Origin of the sequence: Curvibacter lanceolatus ATCC 14669 (assembly GCF_000381265.1) — a bacterium.
GTDB classification, from domain to species: Bacteria; Pseudomonadota; Gammaproteobacteria; order Burkholderiales; family Burkholderiaceae_C; genus Curvibacter; species Curvibacter lanceolatus.
The window spans coordinates 98,807-115,507 of record NZ_KB906259.1; the positions used below are offsets into that span (position 1 = coordinate 98,807).

13 protein-coding genes are annotated in these 16,701 nt (G+C 68.6%); 5 read left to right on the top strand and 8 right to left on the bottom strand.

The window, feature by feature from the left end:
- Window positions 1–100: 100 nt before the first annotated feature.
- Together F624_RS0114075 and F624_RS0114080 are read right to left on the bottom strand one after the other, a co-directional pair.
- On the bottom strand, window positions 101–1,147 hold the full coding sequence (locus F624_RS0114075) for an extracellular solute-binding protein (RefSeq protein WP_019574957.1): 1,047 nt from the start codon (window positions 1,145–1,147) through the stop codon (window positions 101–103).
- 157 nt (window positions 1,148–1,304) lie between these two features.
- Window positions 1,305–2,921, bottom strand: a complete 1,617-nt coding sequence (locus tag F624_RS0114080; protein WP_019574958.1) for an ABC transporter permease — start codon at window positions 2,919–2,921, stop codon at window positions 1,305–1,307.
- 52 nt (window positions 2,922–2,973) lie between these two features.
- Between F624_RS0114080 and F624_RS0114085 the strand changes: the two genes are divergently transcribed.
- Window positions 2,974–4,035: an ABC transporter ATP-binding protein gene (locus F624_RS0114085; protein ID WP_031255017.1), complete on the top strand. Its 1,062-nt coding sequence runs from the start codon at window positions 2,974–2,976 to the stop codon at window positions 4,033–4,035.
- A 12-nt stretch (window positions 4,036–4,047) separates the two neighbouring features.
- On the opposite strand, the gene F624_RS0114090 is transcribed toward F624_RS0114085, so the two are convergent.
- Window positions 4,048–5,307 carry an MFS transporter gene (locus tag F624_RS0114090; RefSeq protein ID WP_019574960.1) on the bottom strand — a complete coding sequence of 420 codons (1,260 nt, stop codon included), beginning with the start codon at window positions 5,305–5,307 and terminating at the stop codon, window positions 4,048–4,050.
- Between the two features lie 111 nt (window positions 5,308–5,418).
- On the opposite strand from F624_RS0114090, the gene F624_RS0114095 reads away from it, so the two are divergent.
- Together F624_RS0114095 and F624_RS36255 are read left to right on the top strand one after the other, a co-directional pair.
- Window positions 5,419–6,333 carry an AraC family transcriptional regulator gene (locus F624_RS0114095; RefSeq protein WP_019574961.1) on the top strand — a complete coding sequence of 305 codons (915 nt, stop codon included), beginning with the start codon at window positions 5,419–5,421 and terminating at the stop codon, window positions 6,331–6,333.
- A 99-nt stretch (window positions 6,334–6,432) separates the two neighbouring features.
- Complete coding sequence (locus F624_RS36255) at window positions 6,433–8,601, top strand: FUSC family protein (RefSeq protein WP_019574962.1); 2,169 nt, start codon at window positions 6,433–6,435, stop codon at window positions 8,599–8,601.
- A gap of 16 nt (window positions 8,602–8,617) precedes the next feature.
- Here F624_RS36255 and F624_RS0114105 read toward each other — a convergent pair whose 3' ends face one another.
- The 4 genes from F624_RS0114105 to clpB all read right to left on the bottom strand — a co-directional run bounded on the left by F624_RS0114105 (window position 8,618) and on the right by clpB (window position 14,155).
- On the bottom strand, window positions 8,618–9,961 hold the full coding sequence (locus F624_RS0114105; protein WP_019574963.1) for an amidase: 1,344 nt from the start codon (window positions 9,959–9,961) through the stop codon (window positions 8,618–8,620).
- Window positions 9,962–10,045: 84 nt separating this feature from the next.
- Window positions 10,046–10,933 (bottom strand): formyltransferase family protein, encoded by an 888-nt coding sequence (locus F624_RS0114110; RefSeq protein WP_157443468.1) that lies wholly within the window; start codon window positions 10,931–10,933, stop codon window positions 10,046–10,048.
- A 158-nt stretch (window positions 10,934–11,091) separates the two neighbouring features.
- Complete coding sequence (locus F624_RS0114115) at window positions 11,092–11,439, bottom strand: hypothetical protein (RefSeq protein WP_019574965.1); 348 nt, start codon at window positions 11,437–11,439, stop codon at window positions 11,092–11,094.
- A 109-nt stretch (window positions 11,440–11,548) separates the two neighbouring features.
- Complete coding sequence (gene clpB, locus F624_RS0114120; RefSeq protein WP_019574966.1) at window positions 11,549–14,155, bottom strand: ATP-dependent chaperone ClpB; 2,607 nt, start codon at window positions 14,153–14,155, stop codon at window positions 11,549–11,551.
- A gap of 87 nt (window positions 14,156–14,242) precedes the next feature.
- Between clpB and F624_RS0114125 the strand changes: the two genes are divergently transcribed.
- Window positions 14,243–14,815 (top strand): hypothetical protein, encoded by a 573-nt coding sequence (locus tag F624_RS0114125; protein ID WP_019574967.1) that lies wholly within the window; start codon window positions 14,243–14,245, stop codon window positions 14,813–14,815.
- A gap of 20 nt (window positions 14,816–14,835) precedes the next feature.
- Here F624_RS0114125 and F624_RS0114130 read toward each other — a convergent pair whose 3' ends face one another.
- On the bottom strand, window positions 14,836–15,324 hold the full coding sequence (locus F624_RS0114130; protein ID WP_031255025.1) for a molybdenum cofactor biosynthesis protein MoaE: 489 nt from the start codon (window positions 15,322–15,324) through the stop codon (window positions 14,836–14,838).
- Between the two features lie 306 nt (window positions 15,325–15,630).
- Here F624_RS0114130 and F624_RS0114140 point away from each other — a divergent pair, with 306 nt between their 5' ends.
- Window positions 15,631–16,566 (top strand): dihydrodipicolinate synthase family protein, encoded by a 936-nt coding sequence (locus tag F624_RS0114140; RefSeq protein WP_019574970.1) that lies wholly within the window; start codon window positions 15,631–15,633, stop codon window positions 16,564–16,566.
- Window positions 16,567–16,701: the final 135 nt, after the last annotated feature.

The window sequence follows — 16,701 nt, forward strand, 5'->3', positions numbered from 1 at the left end:
GCCGTTGGCTGACGCCCCGCACCGCGCAGTACAGGTCGCTGGCTGAGTTGAAAAAGGCGTGGCTTGCCCGCAGGGCACGGCCACCACCCGGGGGAAACTGTCAGCGGTAACCGACGCGGTCCAGCATCTGCTGAACCTTGGTCTGGTTCTGGCCGGCTGCGCTCACGGGGATGACTTCGCTCTTGAAGCTGCCGCCACCCGCCATTGATTTGAGGGCGGCGTTGTCGAACTGCACCCCCTTGGCCACCGGCCACTCGTTGTTGCCATTGGCGAAATGCTTTTGCGCTTCGGGGCTGGCCAGGTACTCGAGAAACTTGACCGCGTTGGCCTGGTTCTTCGAGTAGCGCGCCACGGCGCCGCCGGCCACATTGACGTGCGTGCCCCAGCTGGACTGGTTGGGGAACACCACCCCGACCTTCTCCACCACAGCCCGGTCTTCGGGGTTGCTGGAGCGCATCAGGCGGGCGTAGTAATAGCTGTTGGAGAGGGCCACACCGCATTCACCGCTGGCCACGGCGCGGATCTGGTCCGTGTCACCGCCCTGAGGCGAACGGGCCATGTTGTTGACCAGGCCCTGCAGCCAGGTCTCGGTGGCCGCCGGGCCGATGTGCTCGATCATCGAACCGAACAGACTCACGTTGTAGGGCGACGAACCGGTGGTGGTGCAGAGTCTGCCCTTGAACTGGGGATCGGCGAGCTTGTCGTAAGTGTCGAAATCGGCTTTGCGGTACTTGATCTTGTTGAAGACGATGACGCGGGCACGGGTCGAAAAGCCGAACCAGGCGATACCGCCATCGGCCTTGGGCTGGGCGTGGAACTGTGCGGGAATGGCGTCTTCAAGGGTCTTGGAGCGGATCGGCTGGAACAGGCCATCGTTTTCGGCACGCCACAGGCGGGCCGCATCCACCAGCAGAATCACATCGGCAGGCGAGGCGCTGCCTTCGGCCTTGAGGCGGCTGAGGATGCCGGCGTCATCGGAATCGACCCGGTTGATCTTGATGCCGGTGGCCTTGGTGAAGGCGCTGTAGAGGGCATCGTCGCTCTGGTAATGGCGTGCCGAGTAGAGGTTGACAGAGCCCTCGTCCGCCTGGGCGGACAGCCATGGGGCCGCCAGGGCCAGCGTGAGGATGGGAAGGATGCGTCGCATGTGTGAGGGCCTCGCCAAGGTCAGCTCAGAAGGTGTCGATTTGGGTGAATAAATTGCAATCTCTTTGCGAATCAACGCAAAGGAAAGCAAATGCTATCACGAACAAGAATGATTCTCATAAACATCCTAACCCCCATCAGTGAGGTGTTGCGCGAGACTAACGACGACGCAGGGTGCGGCTCAGCAGCATCACCGGCACCAGGCCCACCAGCACCAGCGCCAGGGCCGGCAAGGCGGCCTCCCCCAGGCGCTCGTCACGCGCCAGCTGATGGGTGATCACGGCCAGGGTGTCGGTGTTGAAGGGGCGCAACACCAGGGTCGCAGGCAGCTCTTTCATGACATCCACCATCACCAGCAGGATGGCGGCCATCATGGGCTGGCGCAGCAGCGGCATGTGCACGCGCCGGAGCAGGCCCCAGCCGGCCACCCCGAGCATGCGGGCGCTGTCATCGAGGTGGACCGGCACCCGGCTGTAGCCGCTTTGCACCGATTGCAGCGCCACCGCCACAAAACGCACCAGGTAGGCCCAGATCAGCCCCAGGAAGGTGGTGGTCAGCCAAGACCCCACGGACGCTTGCGGCCAGCGCGACTGCACCCACCCCACAGGCAGCAGCAGCCCGACCACGATCACGGCGCCGGGCACGGCATAGCCCAGGCCGATCAGATAGGACAGCGAGCGCATCTGGGTGCCCGGGTACAGGCGCGACTGGGCCGACAGCCACAGGGCCAGCAAGCTGGCCAGCACCGCCGTGCCCAGGCCCAGCGCCAGGCTGTCGAAAGCCCAGCGACCGAAACGCGCCCAGGGCAAGGCCACCTCCCCGGCGGCGTGCAGGGCCCGCAGCATGAAGCCCACCGGCAGCACAAAACCCAGCAGCACCGGCAGCGCACACAGAGCGATCGCCAGCGCGGCACGCCAGCCGCCCAGCCTCAGCGAAGCCGAAGCTGCGGATGCCCGGTCCAGCCGCTGGCTGGCAAAACGCAGGCGCGCCTGAGAGCGCTGCTCCAGCGTCAGCAGCAGCGCCACGATCAGCAACAGCACCGTGGCCAACTGGGCTGCCGCAATATGGTCTTCCATGACCAGCCAGGCCTTGTAGATGCCGGCGGTGAAGGTCTGGATCCCGAAATAGCTGGAGACGCCGTAGTCGGCCAAGGTCTCCATCAACGCCAGCGCAGCACCCGCCGCCATGGCTGGGCGGGCCATGGGCAAGGCCACGCGGAACACACGCCGCCCCAGCGAGGCCCCCAGCAGGCGGGCCGCCTCCATCAGCAACTGGGCCCGCTGCGCCAGCGCTGTGCGCACCAGCAGGTAGACATAGGGGTACAAGGCCAGGATGAAAACACCGATCGCGCCCCCCACGCTGCGGATGTTGGGCAGCAGGCGCCCCTCCAGGCCCCAGGCCGCGCGCAGCCAAGTCTGCAAGGGCCCGCTGAACTGCAGGAAATCGGTGTAGGCATAGGCCAGCACATAGGCCGGCATGGCCAGGGGCAGCAACAGGGCCCATTCAAAGGTGCGACGCCCAGGGAAATCAAACAGGCTCACCAGCACCGCACACAAGGTGCCGAGCAGGACCACCCCGATGCCCACGCCCAGGGACAGCGCCACGGTGGTGCCAGCATAGCGCGGCAGCACCGTCTCCAGCATGTTGCGCAGCAGCTCGTTGGAGCCTTCGTTCCATTGCAGCCAGGCCCCGATCACCACCAGCACCGGCAAGGCCAGCAGCAGGGCAATTCCCCAGAGAACGGCACGCGAGAAGAAGCCCGGACGAAAAATCATGCGGCATTGTAGGAGCCAATATCGTGGCCCTTCGACTCCCTACAATCGCCCCATGTTTCTTGACGTCCTTGATTTGGAGATCCGCTACCCCGGCCGCGAACACCTCGCGGTGGACCGCGCCAGCCTGGGCCTGAAGGCCGGCGAGATCGGTGTCTTGCTGGGCCCCTCGGGCTGCGGCAAGACCACGCTGCTGCGCGCCGTGGCCGGGCTCGAGCCCGTCAGCGCCGGCACGATCCAGCTGGCGGGCGAGTGCGTCAGTGGCCAGGGCAGCCCTGTGCCGCCGGAGCGGCGGCGCATCGGCATGGTGTTCCAGGACTATGCGCTGTTCCCCCACCTCAGCGTGGCCGACAACGTCCGCTTCGGGCTGCACCGCCAGCCGCGCGCCCAACAAGCCCGGCGAGTGGACGAGGTGCTGGCCCTGGTCGGGCTGCGCTCCAGCGCCCAGCGCCTGCCGCATGAACTCTCGGGCGGACAGCAGCAGCGGGTGGCCCTGGCCCGGGCCCTGGCGCCCAAGCCTCAGCTGATGCTGCTCGACGAGCCCTTCTCCAACCTCGATGTGGAACTGCGCGAGCGCCTGGCCCAGGAGGTGCGCAGCATCCTCAAGGAAGCCCAGACCACCGCGCTGTTCGTCACCCACGACCAGATGGAGGCCTTTGCCCTGGGCGACCTGATCGGGGTCATGTCACAGGGTCGGATGCACCAGTGGGCCGACGCCGGCACGGTGTACCGCGAACCCGCCACCCGCTTTGTGGCCGACTTCATCGGCCATGGGGTGTTTGCCCCGGGCCTTGTGCAGCACCAGGCCGGCCAGCGCTGGATCGACACTGCCCTGGGGCCGCTGCCGGCCCCGGCGCAACGGCCCGAAGGACCTTGCGACGTGCTGCTGCGCGCCAGCGACGTGGCCAGCGACATGGCCCCTGGCGCCCCCCAGGCCCAGATTGTTCGCAAGCTGTTCCGCGGTGCCGACTCGTTGTATGAACTGCGCCTGAGCGACGGCCAACGCCTGCTGGCCCAGTTGCCCAGCCACCTGGAGCACCCTGTCGGCAGCTGGATCGGCGTGCGGGCCCGGCCCGAACATCCCGTGGTGTTCGACCGCCTCCCCACGGCGGCCTGACGCAGCAGCGGATCAGGCAGGCTGCAGGCCGGCCGCGGTGCGGCGCACCCGCCGCACATTGAAGGCACTCGCAATCAGCACCGCCTGCACCACGGCCAGGCCCACCAGCACGCTGGTGTACTGGCCATGGTCCATCAGCCGGCCGAACACCAGCGGCGAGATGGCCTGCCCGATGTCCAGCCCCGCATACACCACGCCATAGACGCGGCCAGTGGCGTTCTCGGGCGTGGAGCGCTTGACCAGCAGATCGCGCGAGGGCCCGGCGATGCCATTGGCAAAGCCCATGAAGCCAAACAACACCGGCACCAGGCTGGCCGGCACCGGGGCCAGGGCCAGGCTGAGCGCCACCAGGGCGGCCAGGCCGATGCCCACGGCCACGATGCGCTCGCAACGTGTGGGGTCAGAGGCCAGAAAGCCGCCCAGCACCATGCCGCCGGCACTGGCCACCATGTAGATGGTCAGGCACACCGCCACCAGGGTCACGGGCACGGCGTGCAACTGACGTGCCGCCTCGGGCGCGAAGGTCTGCACCACACTGAGCGCCATGGCATAGAACAGGAAGAAGGCAAAGCACATCCACACGGCCGGGATGCGCAGGAAATCGAGACCGCCCGCGGCCGAGCCTGTGCTCTTGGCCGATGAGGCCGCGGCAGGCTTGGGCGCGGCGGTGGCGCTGGGCAGGCTCAGCACCTCGCGGTTGAACCACAGCACCGCCAACACGGCCAGGGCCAGCCCACCCGCGCTGGCCAGCGCCACGCGCCAGGAGAAAGCCATGGCCAGCGGCACCACCAGGGCCGGCGCCAGCGCCCAGCCCAGGCTGCCGGTGATGCCGTGCACGCTGTAGGCATGGCCCAGCCGGGTGGTGGCCACCTTGCGGTTGAACAAGGTGTAGTCGACCGGGTGGAACACCCCGTTGCCCATGCCGGCCAGCACCGCGCAGAACAGCAGCATCCAGTAGCTGGGAGCAGCGGCATAGCCCAGCAAGGCCACGCCCAGCAGGCCCAGGCCGGCAAACAGCACCGGGCGCGGGCTGTAGCGATCGACCACAAAGCCCGACAAGGCCTGCACGATGCACGACACCACAAAGAACACGGTGAGCACAAAGCCCAGCTCGGTGTAGCTCACGCCAAAGGCATCCTTGAGCCAGGGGAACAAGGGGGCCAGCACCAGCTGGCTGAAATGGCTGATGCCATGGGCCAGCCCCACCAGACCGATCAGGGCGGCATCCTGGCGGACGGTGGGCACGGGCAAGGCGTGGGCGGTGGTGGACATGAATGGGGCTCCCTATGGGCTTGAAGAGGGTCATGTTAGGGGGAGTGCGCTCGTCTTGTTGACGATGAAAAGACATAATTCATCGCAATCAAGACAAATCACCCCACCGACATGCCCGCCATCCGACGCCGCCCCGCCCGCAGCGCAGCCAGGCCCGTGACCGTGCGCCCCCTGGGCGACGTGGTCGACAGCCTCACCCCGCACCTGTACCTGCCCACGGCCGATCGCCCGCTGCGCGCCAAGATGCGCCACCTGCAGGCCGAGACCAAGGTGGTGCCGCACCACCACGAGTGGCCGCAGCTCACCTTCTCGCTCAACGGCGTGTGCCGGCTCAGCACCGACGACGGCACCTTCATCGTGCCGCCCTCGCGCGCGGTCTGGGTGCCGGCGGGCATGAGCCACTCGATCAATGTGGTGGAAGACGCCGACCTGCACACCCTGTACCTGCACCACCACGCCGCCCCGCAACAGGCCCCCTGGCAAGGCTGCGTGGTGATCGAGGTCACCGAGCTGATGCGCGCCCTGGTGCTGGGCCTGGACACGCACTCGGACGCCCAGCTGAGCCAGGTCGAACCCCACAGGCAACAGGCCTTGTTGCAACGCGAGCGCCTGATCCAGCCCCTGCTGTGCGACGAGTTGCTGCAGGCCCCGCAGATCCGCATGGGCGTGCCCCTGCCCCCGCGCGACGGCGGCGACAAGCGCCTGCGGGCCCTGTGTGAAGCCGTGCTGCGGGCCCCGGGCGAACGGGCCACGCTGGCCGAATGGTCGGCCAGCGTCGGGGCCAGCGAGCGCACCGTGGCCCGGCTGTTCCGCGAGCAGCTGGGCCTGAGCTACCAGCAATGGCGCCAGCAGGCCACGCTGGCCTACGCCCTGCCCCTGCTGGCCCGCGGCCAGCCGGTGAGCCTGGTGGCGGCGGCCAGCGGCTACGCCAGCGAAAGCGCCTTCACCGCCATGTTCCGCGCCGCCATGGGCCAGCCGCCCAGCCACTTCAGCGGCAAGACGCGACACAGCGCGGGCTTGGTCTGACGGCCCGTTCATCCGGTTACATCCTCACAGACAAGGCCGTCGGCTCACGCTATGCTGCCGCAGGTCCCCGACAGCCCCCTCTCTAGCCTTGCCTTGCCCATGCGTTTTTTCTCTCCCCTGACCTGGCTGCACCGACTGCCCCCCCACGTCCTCAACGGTCTGGGTGTGGCGCTCGGCATCGGCCTGATCCAGTGGCTGTTCGGCAGCCACGCCACCCTGCACCTGGCCCAGTTGGCCAGCAGCGGTGCGGTGTTCTCCAGCCTGGCCGATGTGCCCACCACACCGCGGCGCTCGCTGCACCGAGTGCTGCTGGCCGCCGTGCTTGGCGCGCTGGCCACCTGGACGGTGGCGGCCCTGGACCCCTACCCCCGGCTGCTGGGCCTGGCCATCATGGGGCTGGTGTTCCTCGGCATGATGACCCTGGCCTGGGGCCCGCGGGCTGGCCCGGTGTCGTTTGCCGCCGTGCTGGCCATCGTCTTCACCATGGGCGTGCCCCCGGGCACCCCGCCCGACGAACTGCTGGCCTGGACCCTGGCCGGCTCGGCCGTGTACCTGGGCTGGGCCCAGATCCTGGTGCGCCTGCTGCAACCGCGCTACCGCAGCCTGGCCCTGGCCGCCGCGCTGGACGCCACGGCCCAGTTGCTGCGCTCACGGGCCGGTGTGGTCGAAGGGGCCGCCGAAACCGACCAGGCGCGCGATTCGCTGCAGACCTGGGTGCGCGACGAGGCCGTGCTGGCCGAACGCCTTCAGGCCGCCCGCGACCTGCTGTTCGCCGCCCCCGACTCGGCCCGCGCGCGCCGCGACACCGGCATGCTGCTGCGCGCCATCGACCTGCGCGACATCCTGCTGGCCAGCCGCCTCGACCTGGAGCTGCTGGGCAGCGACGAGCTGGCCCTGCAGGTGCGCGCAGCCCTGGCGGCGCGCCTGCGCCACCTGGCCTACCGGCTGGACCAGGCCCAGGCCGGTGTGCGCGGCCTGCCACCCACCGCCGAGGCCGAGCCCCCGCTGCGGCTGGATTTGCGTGACCAGTTCCTGGCCCACCCCCTGCTGCCATCGGATGACCGACGGGCCCGCCTGCTGCCGGCCCTGGTGAACCGGGTGCAGCACCTGGCCGATGACGTGGACGCCATCCATGCGCTGCTGCGCCAGGGCGACGGTGAACTGCCGCTGACGCGCAAGGAACTGCAACTGTTCGTGGCCCCCGAAGGCTGGCCGCTGTCGGCCTTCAAGCCCCACCTGAGCCTGGCCTCGCCCGTGCTGCGCCACGCCCTGCGCGCCGCGCTGGCGCTGGGGGCGGCCTACTACATCGCACTGGCCCTGCCCTGGACCGCCCACCCCCAATGGCTGGTGCTGAGCGTGGCGGTGGTGCTGCGCGGCAACCTGGAGCAGACCCTGTCGCGACGCAACATCCGGGTGCTGGGCACCCTGCTGGGCTGCCTGATCGTGATGGGGCTGGCCCATGTGCACTCGCCCCTGCTGCTGACCCTGGCCTTTCTGACGGCGGTGGGCCTGGCGCACAGCTTTGCCGTGGAACGCTACCTGGTCACGGCCTCGGCGGCCACGGTGATGGCCTTGTTGCAGGCGCATCTGGCCCACCCGGCGATCGGCTTTCCGATTGCCGAACGCCTGGGCGACACCCTGCTGGGCGCGCTGATGGCCTGGGCCTTCTGTTTTGTGCTGCCCTCGTGGGAGCGACGCGCCCTGCCCCGCACACTGCCACGCCTGTTGCAGGCGCTGCGCGCCTACGCCCATGCGGCGCTGGCACCCCACGACCCGGCCCACCCCGAGCGCACCGTGACCCAGCGCCTGGCACGGCGCCAGGCCTACGACGCCCTGGGCCTGCTGGCCACGGCCCTGCAGCGCAGCAGCTTCGAGCCGCGCCAGGTGCAACTGCCGCTGCAAGCCCTGACCCGGCTGCTGGACCACGCCCAGCGCCTGATGGCCCACCTGTCGATGCTGCGCATGATGCAGTTGCGCGGCGGCACTGAACTGCAACAGGCCCAGGCGCAGGCGGCGGTGCAGGCTGCCCAGAAGACGCTGGACACGCTGCTGACCCTTGGCAAACAGCCCGCCGGCGACACCGACATCGAGACCCAGGTCGAGGCCGCGGCCCTGGATGCGGGGCTGGACCTGCTGCCGGAAAAGCCGCTCAGCGAAGACGTGATGCCCTGGATGAACCGGCGCCTGCAGGTGGCCCTGCGCGACGCGGCCCGGGTGGCATCGTCGGCGCGCGAGGCACTGGCCGAACTGCGCCGCCCACCGAGCTGAGCGCCTTGAAGCCGGTTCAGGCCAGCGCCTGCTCCACCGCCAGGGCCACGCTGGCCAGGCGCGCATCGTCGCCGCGCACCGAGGCCAGCATCAGCCCCACCGGCAGCTCGCCCGCGGCCTGACAAGGCAGGCTGAAGGCACAGCCGTCGAGGTAGTTGAAGGCAAAGGTGTTGCGCAGCAACAGGCCATTGGCCTTGAAGAAGGCCTCGTCGGACGCCACCAGTTCGTCCATGGCCGGCGCCAGCACCGGCACGGTGGGGCACAGCACCGCATCAAAGCCTTCCAGCAGCGCCTCCACCCGGGCAATCCAGTCGGCGCGGTGGTCTTGCATGGCGATGTACTCACGGGCCAAGACAGACGCCCCCAGCTCGATGCGGGCCGCCACACGGGGGTCGAACTGCGCCCGTGCCCGGGCCAGGCGCTGGTGGTGCACGGCATAGGCTTCGACAGGTGAAAAGCCGCCGGGCGCGTTCAGGCGTGGGATCTCGGCCAGCTCGCCCAAGGGGATCTCGATCAACTGTGCACCGGCCGCCGACAGGCGGGTGAGCGCGTGGGCGTAAGCCTGGGCCACGGCGGGCTCCAGGGCATCGAGCAGCACGGTCTGCGGCAAGGCCAGGCGCAGGCCGGCCAGCGGGCGGCGTTGTACGGCCAGCGGCGCGCCGGCCAGCACGGCATCCACCGTCAGGCAATCGGCCACGCTGCGGGTCATGGCGCACACCGTGTCCAGGCTGCGCGACAGCTCCAGCGCGCCCTGGCGCGGCACGCGCGACTGGGTGCTCTTGAAGCCCACCAGGCCGCACAGGGCCGCCGGGATGCGGATCGAGCCCCCCGTGTCAGAGCCCAGGCCGGCCACCGCCAGGCCCAGGGCCACCGACACCGCCGCGCCGGACGAAGAGCCACCGGGGATGCGCGCCAGCGCGGCATCGGCCGGGTTGCGCGGGGTACCGTGATGGGGGTTGATGCCCACGCCCGAAAACGCGAACTCGGTCATGTTGGTCTTGCCCAGCAGGGCCGCCCCGGCGCTGCGCAGGCGGGCCACGGCCGGGGCATCGGCCAGGGCGGCGGGCTCGCCACGGCAGACCACCGAGCCGGCCAGCGTGGTCTCACCGGCCACGTCGTACAGGTCCTTGATGCTGACGGGCAGGCCGGCCAGGGCCGGGGGGGCCACGCCGGCGGCGCGCTGCGCATCGGCATGGCGGGCCGCAGCCAGGGCGGCCTCGGGGTACAGGGTGGTGAAGACGCTGGCCGCCGCCGGGGCGGCCGCGGCCTCCAGGGCGCCGGCCACCAGGGCCTCGCAACTGGTTTCGCCCCGCGCCAGGCGGGCCTTGAGAACGGGAATGGTGTCGGTGATGAAGCGCATGGGCCCCTCGCAATTCAGCCAACCGGCATTATCGGGCGGGGGCGGGAGGCGCTGCCGCCAGGGCTTTCAGGGCCACCAGGGCTTTCAGCGTGCCGGGGTCTCGGTCGGGGTGCCCGGCGCCAGCAGGCTCCACTCGAGCAGGGCCACATAGCCGTCGCTGCAGGCCAGCACCAGGCGCGGCCCGTCGCTGTGCACCACCGCGCCGGGGGGAAAGCGGTGCCCCTGCTTCCAGGCCGCGGCACGGCGCACATGGAAGACCACGTTGTTGACCCGCGCCAGGCATTCAAAGCGGCCAAAGGCGCGCAACTGGGTCTGCAACTCGTCCACGCCGCGCTCGAAATCCAGCAGGCGGTCAGCGTCGCTCCAGAGCTTCACGTAATGGCCCTCGCCCTGGGGCTGGGCCTGGTCCCACAGGGCGTCCAGGTTCATGGCCACGGCGGTGGCCAGTTGGCCGGCGGCGATCTGGGTCTTGAGGTCCAGGCTTTCATGGCATTCATCGTCCGCCAGCTCAAAGCTGCGGCTGGCCAGCACGGCGCCGGCATCGAACTCGTGGGTGACCTGGTGGCAGCTCACGGCCCAGCGCTTTTGCCGGTCCAGCAGGGCCTGCACCAGGGGGTAAGGCCCACGGTAGCGCGGCAGCGGCGAGGGGTGGAAGTTGATCGCATAGCGCAGGTAGGGTGCCCAGTCGCCGATGCGCCACTGGTAGCTGGCCAGCACCAGCAGCTCGCAATCACGGGCCTGCAGATCCACCATGGCGGCCTGGTCCAGCGGCGAGAGCTGGATGTCCAGCCCCAGGCTGCGGGCGTAGGCGATGGTGGCCTTGTTGTGCGAGATGCGCTCGTCGGTGGGCGCCGTGAACAGCTTCACCGGCTGCCATCCCGCCTCGACAAAGGCCTTGAAAACACCGAGATAACGGTCGGTGGCCGTGATGGCAAAGCGCCGCTCTGGCATGGGCTTCCTGGGCTGGTTCAAGGGGGCGCCAGCCCTCAGGCGCCACCACCCAAGGTGGCGGCCCCGGGGGCCGGTGTCACCATTTTGAAAGCCGCAGGTAAAGGCCGATTGAGGTTTTGGTAAACGGCCGGTAGCAGGGGAAGGCAGCCTGTACCAAGCGATCCAGGCGATCCAGGCGACTAGCGTGGGGGCAGGCGGGGATTGCTGTCGCGCACATCCCCCACGTCGATGATCTCGCGCACCTCGACATCGGTGACATCGGCCGGCGCATGGCGCCCGGCACCGCCGGGCCCTGCCTGGCCGCGCCGCAGCACGTCGCCGAACTGCTGGCCCAGGTCGAAACGCCGCACCCAGGGGGTGACGGGGCGCCCCGTGAGGCGGGCCCAGCCGGCCCGCAGGGTCCAGGCCAGGGCCAGCACGGCCATGGCCGCGAGCAGGCTGAGCACCAGCACCAGCGCGGCCGCCACCAGCAGCAGGCGCAACAAGAGACGGGACAAAGAGGCCAGGGCCTGGTTGAGTCCGGACATGGGTTCCTTTCAAGACGAAAAGCCCGACGCGCCAGGCGCGTCGGGCTGTGCATGCCCCTCAGATGGAGCCGCAGCGGCAAAGTTCAAGCCGTCGTGGGCCGGAGCCCGTTCAGGCTGCGCTGACCTCGCCGAAGCGGAACACCCCGGGCGCCTGCACCGGATCGACATCGACCGGGATCACGCTCTTGGGCGCGAACTTGCCTTCGAGCAGCAGCTTCGACAGCGGGTTCTCGATACGCTGCTGGATCGCACGCTTGAGCGGCCGGGCACCGAACACCGGATCGAAGCCCACCTTGGCCAGCTCGGCCAGCGCCGCGGGCGAGACCTGCAGCGTGAGGTCCATCTTCTGCAGACGGGTCTGCAGAATCTGCAACTGGATGCCGGCAATCGATTCGATGTGCTTGGCATCGAGCGCATGGAACACCACGGTCTCGTCGATGCGGTTCAGGAACTCGGGGCGGAAGTGGTTCTTCAGCTCATCCCACACAGCGTCCTTGATGTCGTCATACGACTGCCCCACCATGGCCTGGATGTGGTGCGATCCGATGTTGCTGGTCATCACGATCACGGTGTTCTTGAAGTCCACGGTGCGGCCCTGGCCATCGGTCAGGCGGCCATCGTCGAGCACCTGCAGCAACACGTTGAACACATCAGGGTGGGCCTTTTCGACCTCGTCGAGCAGCACCACGCTGTAGGGCTTGCGGCGCACCGCCTCGGTCAGGTAGCCGCCCTCTTCATAGCCCACATAGCCCGGGGGCGCGCCGATCAGGCGGGCCACGGAGTGCTTCTCCATGAACTCGCTCATGTCGATGCGGATCAGGTGCTCTTCCGAGTCGAACAAAAAGCCCGCCAGCGCCTTGCACAGCTCGGTCTTGCCCACGCCCGTGGGGCCCAGGAACAGGAAAGAGCCGGTGGGGCGGTTGGGGTCGGACAGGCCCGAGCGCGAGCGCCGGATGGCGTTGGCCACCGCGCTGATGGCCTCGTCCTGACCGACCACGCGTTCGTGCAGCTTGTCTTCCATCTGCAGCAGCTTGTCTTTCTCGCCCTGCATCATCTTGGACACCGGGATGCCGGTGGCGCGGCTCACCACCTCGGCGATCTCTTCGGCCCCCACCTGGGTGCGCAGCAGGCGTGGCGCGCCGTGGCTGGCGGTGCGGCCGGCTTCCTTGTCCTGGGCTTCCTTGAGCTGCTTTTCCAGCTCGGGCAGCTTGCCGTATTGCAGCTCGGCCACCTTGTTGAAATCGCCCTTGCGGGTGAGCTCTTCGATCTGCTGGCGCAGCTTGTCGATCGCCTCGCGCACCTGCTGGCTGCCCTGGGCCTGGGCCTTCTCGGACTTCCAGATCTCTTCGAGGTCGGCGATCTCTTTTTGCAGCTTGCCGATTTCCTCTTCGATCAGCTCGAGGCGCTTTTGCGAGGCCTCGTCGGTCTCTTTCTTCATGGCCTCGCGCTCGATCTGCAACTGGATCATGCGGCGGTCGAGCTTGTCGATGGCCTCGGGCTTGGAGTCGATCTCGATCTTGATCTTGGCCGCGGCCTCGTCGATCAGGTCGATGGCCTTGTCGGGCAGGAAGCGGTCGGTGATGTAGCGGTGGCTCAGCTCGGCCGCGGCCACGATGGCGGGGTCGGTGATGTCCACGCCATGGTGCACCTCGTACTTCTCTTGCAGGCCGCGCAAGATGGCGATGGTGGCCTCGACCGAGGGCTCGCCGACCAGGATCTTCTGGAAGCGGCGCTCCAGCGCGGCGTCTTTCTCGATGTACTTGCGGTATTCGTCCAGGGTGGTGGCCCCCACGCAGTGCAGCTCGCCACGCGCCAGTGCCGGCTTGAGCATGTTGCCCGCGTCCATGGCGCCCTCGGCCTTGCCGGCGCCCACCATGGTGTGCAGCTCGTCGATGAAGACGATGGTCTGGCCCTCATCCTTGGCCAGTTCGTTCAGCACGTTCTTCAGCCGCTCTTCGAAATCGCCGCGGAACTTGGCGCCGGCCAGCAGCGAAGCCATGTCCAGCGACAGCACGCGCTTGCCCTTGAGCGAGTCGGGCACCTCGCCGGCCACGATGCGCTGGGCCAGGCCTTCCACGATAGCGGTCTTGCCCACGCCGGGCTCGCCGATCAGCACGGGGTTGTTCTTGGTGCGGCGCTGCAGCACCTGGATGGCGCGGCGGATCTCGTCGTCGCGGCCGATCACGGGGTCAAGCTTGCCCTGGCGGGCCCGCTCGGTCAGGTCGAGACAGTATTTCTTGAGGGCCTCGCGCTGGCCTTCGGCCTCGGGGCTGTTGACGTTCTGGCCGCCGCGCACGGCTTCGATGGCCGACTCCAGGCTCTTGCGGGTCAGACCGTGGCTCTTGGCGGTGGCGGCCAGCTCGATCTTGCTTTCGGTCAGGGCCAGCAGAAACAACTCGCTGGCAATGTACTGATCGCCGCGTTTGAGGGCCTCTTTTTCGGTGGCCTGGAACAGCACGGCCAGCTCACGGCTGACCTGCACCTGCTCCTGGCCCTGCACCTGGGGCAGGCGCTTGACGGCAGCCTCGGCGGCACTCAGCAGGCCGGGCACGTTGACGCCCGCACGCTGCAGCAGGGCCTTGGGGCCGTCGTCCTGGCGCAGCAAGGCCACCAGCAGGTGGGCCGGTTCGATGTAGGCATGATCGTTCCCCAGGGCCAGACTCTGAGCCTCGCCTAGGGCTTCTTGAAACTTGGTGGTGAATTTGTCGATTCGCATGGGTGATCTCCAGTTGAACTGCAACTTGTGCCCAACAGGCTTATTTCAAGGGCCGGCCGACACCTGGGTGCTGACTAAAATCAAAGCATGGAGATCCACCAACTGTCGCTTCAGTACCAGCGCGAGCAAGACCGCATCCTGATGCGCTTCAACACCACCTCGCGCGAGGAGTTGCGGCTGTGGCTGACGCGCCTGCTGCTCAAGGGCTGGTGGCCCATGCTGCTCGGTGAAGTGCCCGCCCCCGCCACCAGCGAGGGGCCCCAGGCCACGGCGGGACCGGCCGGGCTGCCGGATCAGGGCACGCCGCCCATCCAGGCGATGCCGGCCCCCACACCCCATGCCGACTACGGGCAACCCTTTCGCGCCGACTATGTCACCCTGCCTTTGGGCGAAACCCCCTTGCTGGTGACCGAGGTCAGCCAGCAGCGGCGTGGCGACAAGCTGGCCATCTCGTTTCTGGAGCGGCTGGACCCGCAGGCCCCGGGCCGCACGGTGGATGTCGAATTCGAGACGGGCCTGCAGCAGGGCCTGCGCCAACTGCTGACCCTGACGCTGGGCCAGACCGACTGGAACCTGCCCGACACGCCCCAGGCGCCGCCAGCGGCCCCCTCAGCACTCAACACGCCCCCCACAGCCAGCCGCTCAGGCTACCTGCACTGAGGTGCAAGCGCCCGGGCCCCTCAGGCGTTGCGCGCCTCGATGCCCCAGCGCGCCAGCGCGGCGTCGTCACTGACCCGAGCATCCACCCACTGCGCGCCCTGCGGGGTCTGCTCTTTCTTCCAGAACGGGGCCTGGGTCTTGAGGTAGTCCATCAGGAACTCGCAGCCCAGAAAGCTCTGCCCCCGGTGCGCCGAGGTGACCGCGACCAGCACGATCTGCTCGCCGGGCTGCAACAGCCCCACGCGGTGCACCACCCGGGCGCCATACAGGTCAAAACGCTGGTGGGCCTGATCGATCATGGCCTCGATGGCGCGCTCGGTCATGCCGGGGTAGTGCTCCAGCTCCATGGACAGCACGGGCGCGCCGTTGTTGCCCTCGTTGCCGCCACGCACGGTGCCGACAAAACTGCACACGGCGCCCACACGCCGGTCATGGGCGCGCAGCGCGGCCAATTCGGCAGAAACATCAAAGTCGGCGGTCTGGATCGCCACACGGGGTAATCGGCTCATGGGCTGCATTTTGGCACCGCCGCCATGCCCGCGGGCGGCGGCGTTTATACTGCGCCGATGTTCACCGCCGCAACCCAGCCAGCCACCGAGCGCCATGCGCCCGGCTCGCCCGCGCTGGCTTGTGGCGTGAACAAAAGCAAAAAACCCCAGCTCATCTGACCGGAGCTGCGGTTCCGTCCTCGGATGAGCGATGGAGCCGCACGGCAAGAGCCCCAGCCAACCCCGGCTGTTTTTTTGCCCCAGTCCCTGTTGCGTGTTCGAGGCCGGTTCATCCCCGGGTCTTCCACCTTGTCCAAGGAAACACGCATGCCATCACGCACCAGCCCAACCACGCTCAATCAGCCCACCCCCAGCCCATTCCAGGGCCTGTGGCTGCCTCTGATCACCCCCTTCGATGACGCAAGTCAGGTGGACCACCCCCGCCTGGCCGCCCTCACCCAGCACTACAGCCAGGCACCGCAAGGCCTGAGCGGCCTGGTGGTGTGTGGCTCGACCGGCGAGGCCGCATCGCTGGCGGAGGCCGAGCAGCAGGCCGTGCTCGACACCGTGCTGGCCCACACCACGCTGCCGGTGGTGATGGGGCTGTCGGGCTACCACCTGGGCCACACATTGGAACGCCTGGCCGCCCTGGCCAGCTACCCGCTGGCCGGCTGGCTGGTGCCGGCCCCGCACTACATCCGCCCCTCTCAGGCCGGCCTGCAGGGCTGGTTCGAACGCATCGCCGACCAGGCCGCGGCGCCTCTGATCGTCTACGACATCCCCTACCGCACCGGCTCCACACTGAGCCTGTCCACCCTGCTGGCACTGGCGGAGCACCCCCGCATCCAGGCCATCAAGGACTGTGGAGGCGACCCGGCCAAGACCCAGGCCCTGATCGAGGATGGCCGGCTGCAGGTGCTGGCCGGGGAGGATGCGCAGATCTTCAGCACCCTGGCCCTGGGCGGCCACGGCGCCATTGCCGCCAGTGCCCATTGGCAAACCGGGCGCTTTGCCCGCCTGCTGGCCCTGTTGGCCGCGGCCGATCTGCCGGCCGCTCGGGGTCTCTGGCACAGCCTGCAGCCGATGATCCACGCCTTGTTCGCCGAGCCCAACCCGGCCCCCATCAAGGCCTTGCTGGCGGCGCAGGGGCACGACCTGACCCTTCACCTGCCCCATCTCCTGCCCCACTTGCGCGAGCCCATGACCCCGGCCTCGCCCGGTTTGCTGCAGCGCCTGCTGACGCTGGACCGCGCAGCGGGCTGAAGCGGGGCAGCTTCACACAGCTTCACCCAGGCGACACAGTGCGGGCCAGGGGTTCACAAAACCTCACCATGATGACATTCGCTTGTGACGGGGCCCGCTGAAGATCGCGACACGCAGGCGCCAGGGCCAGAACCA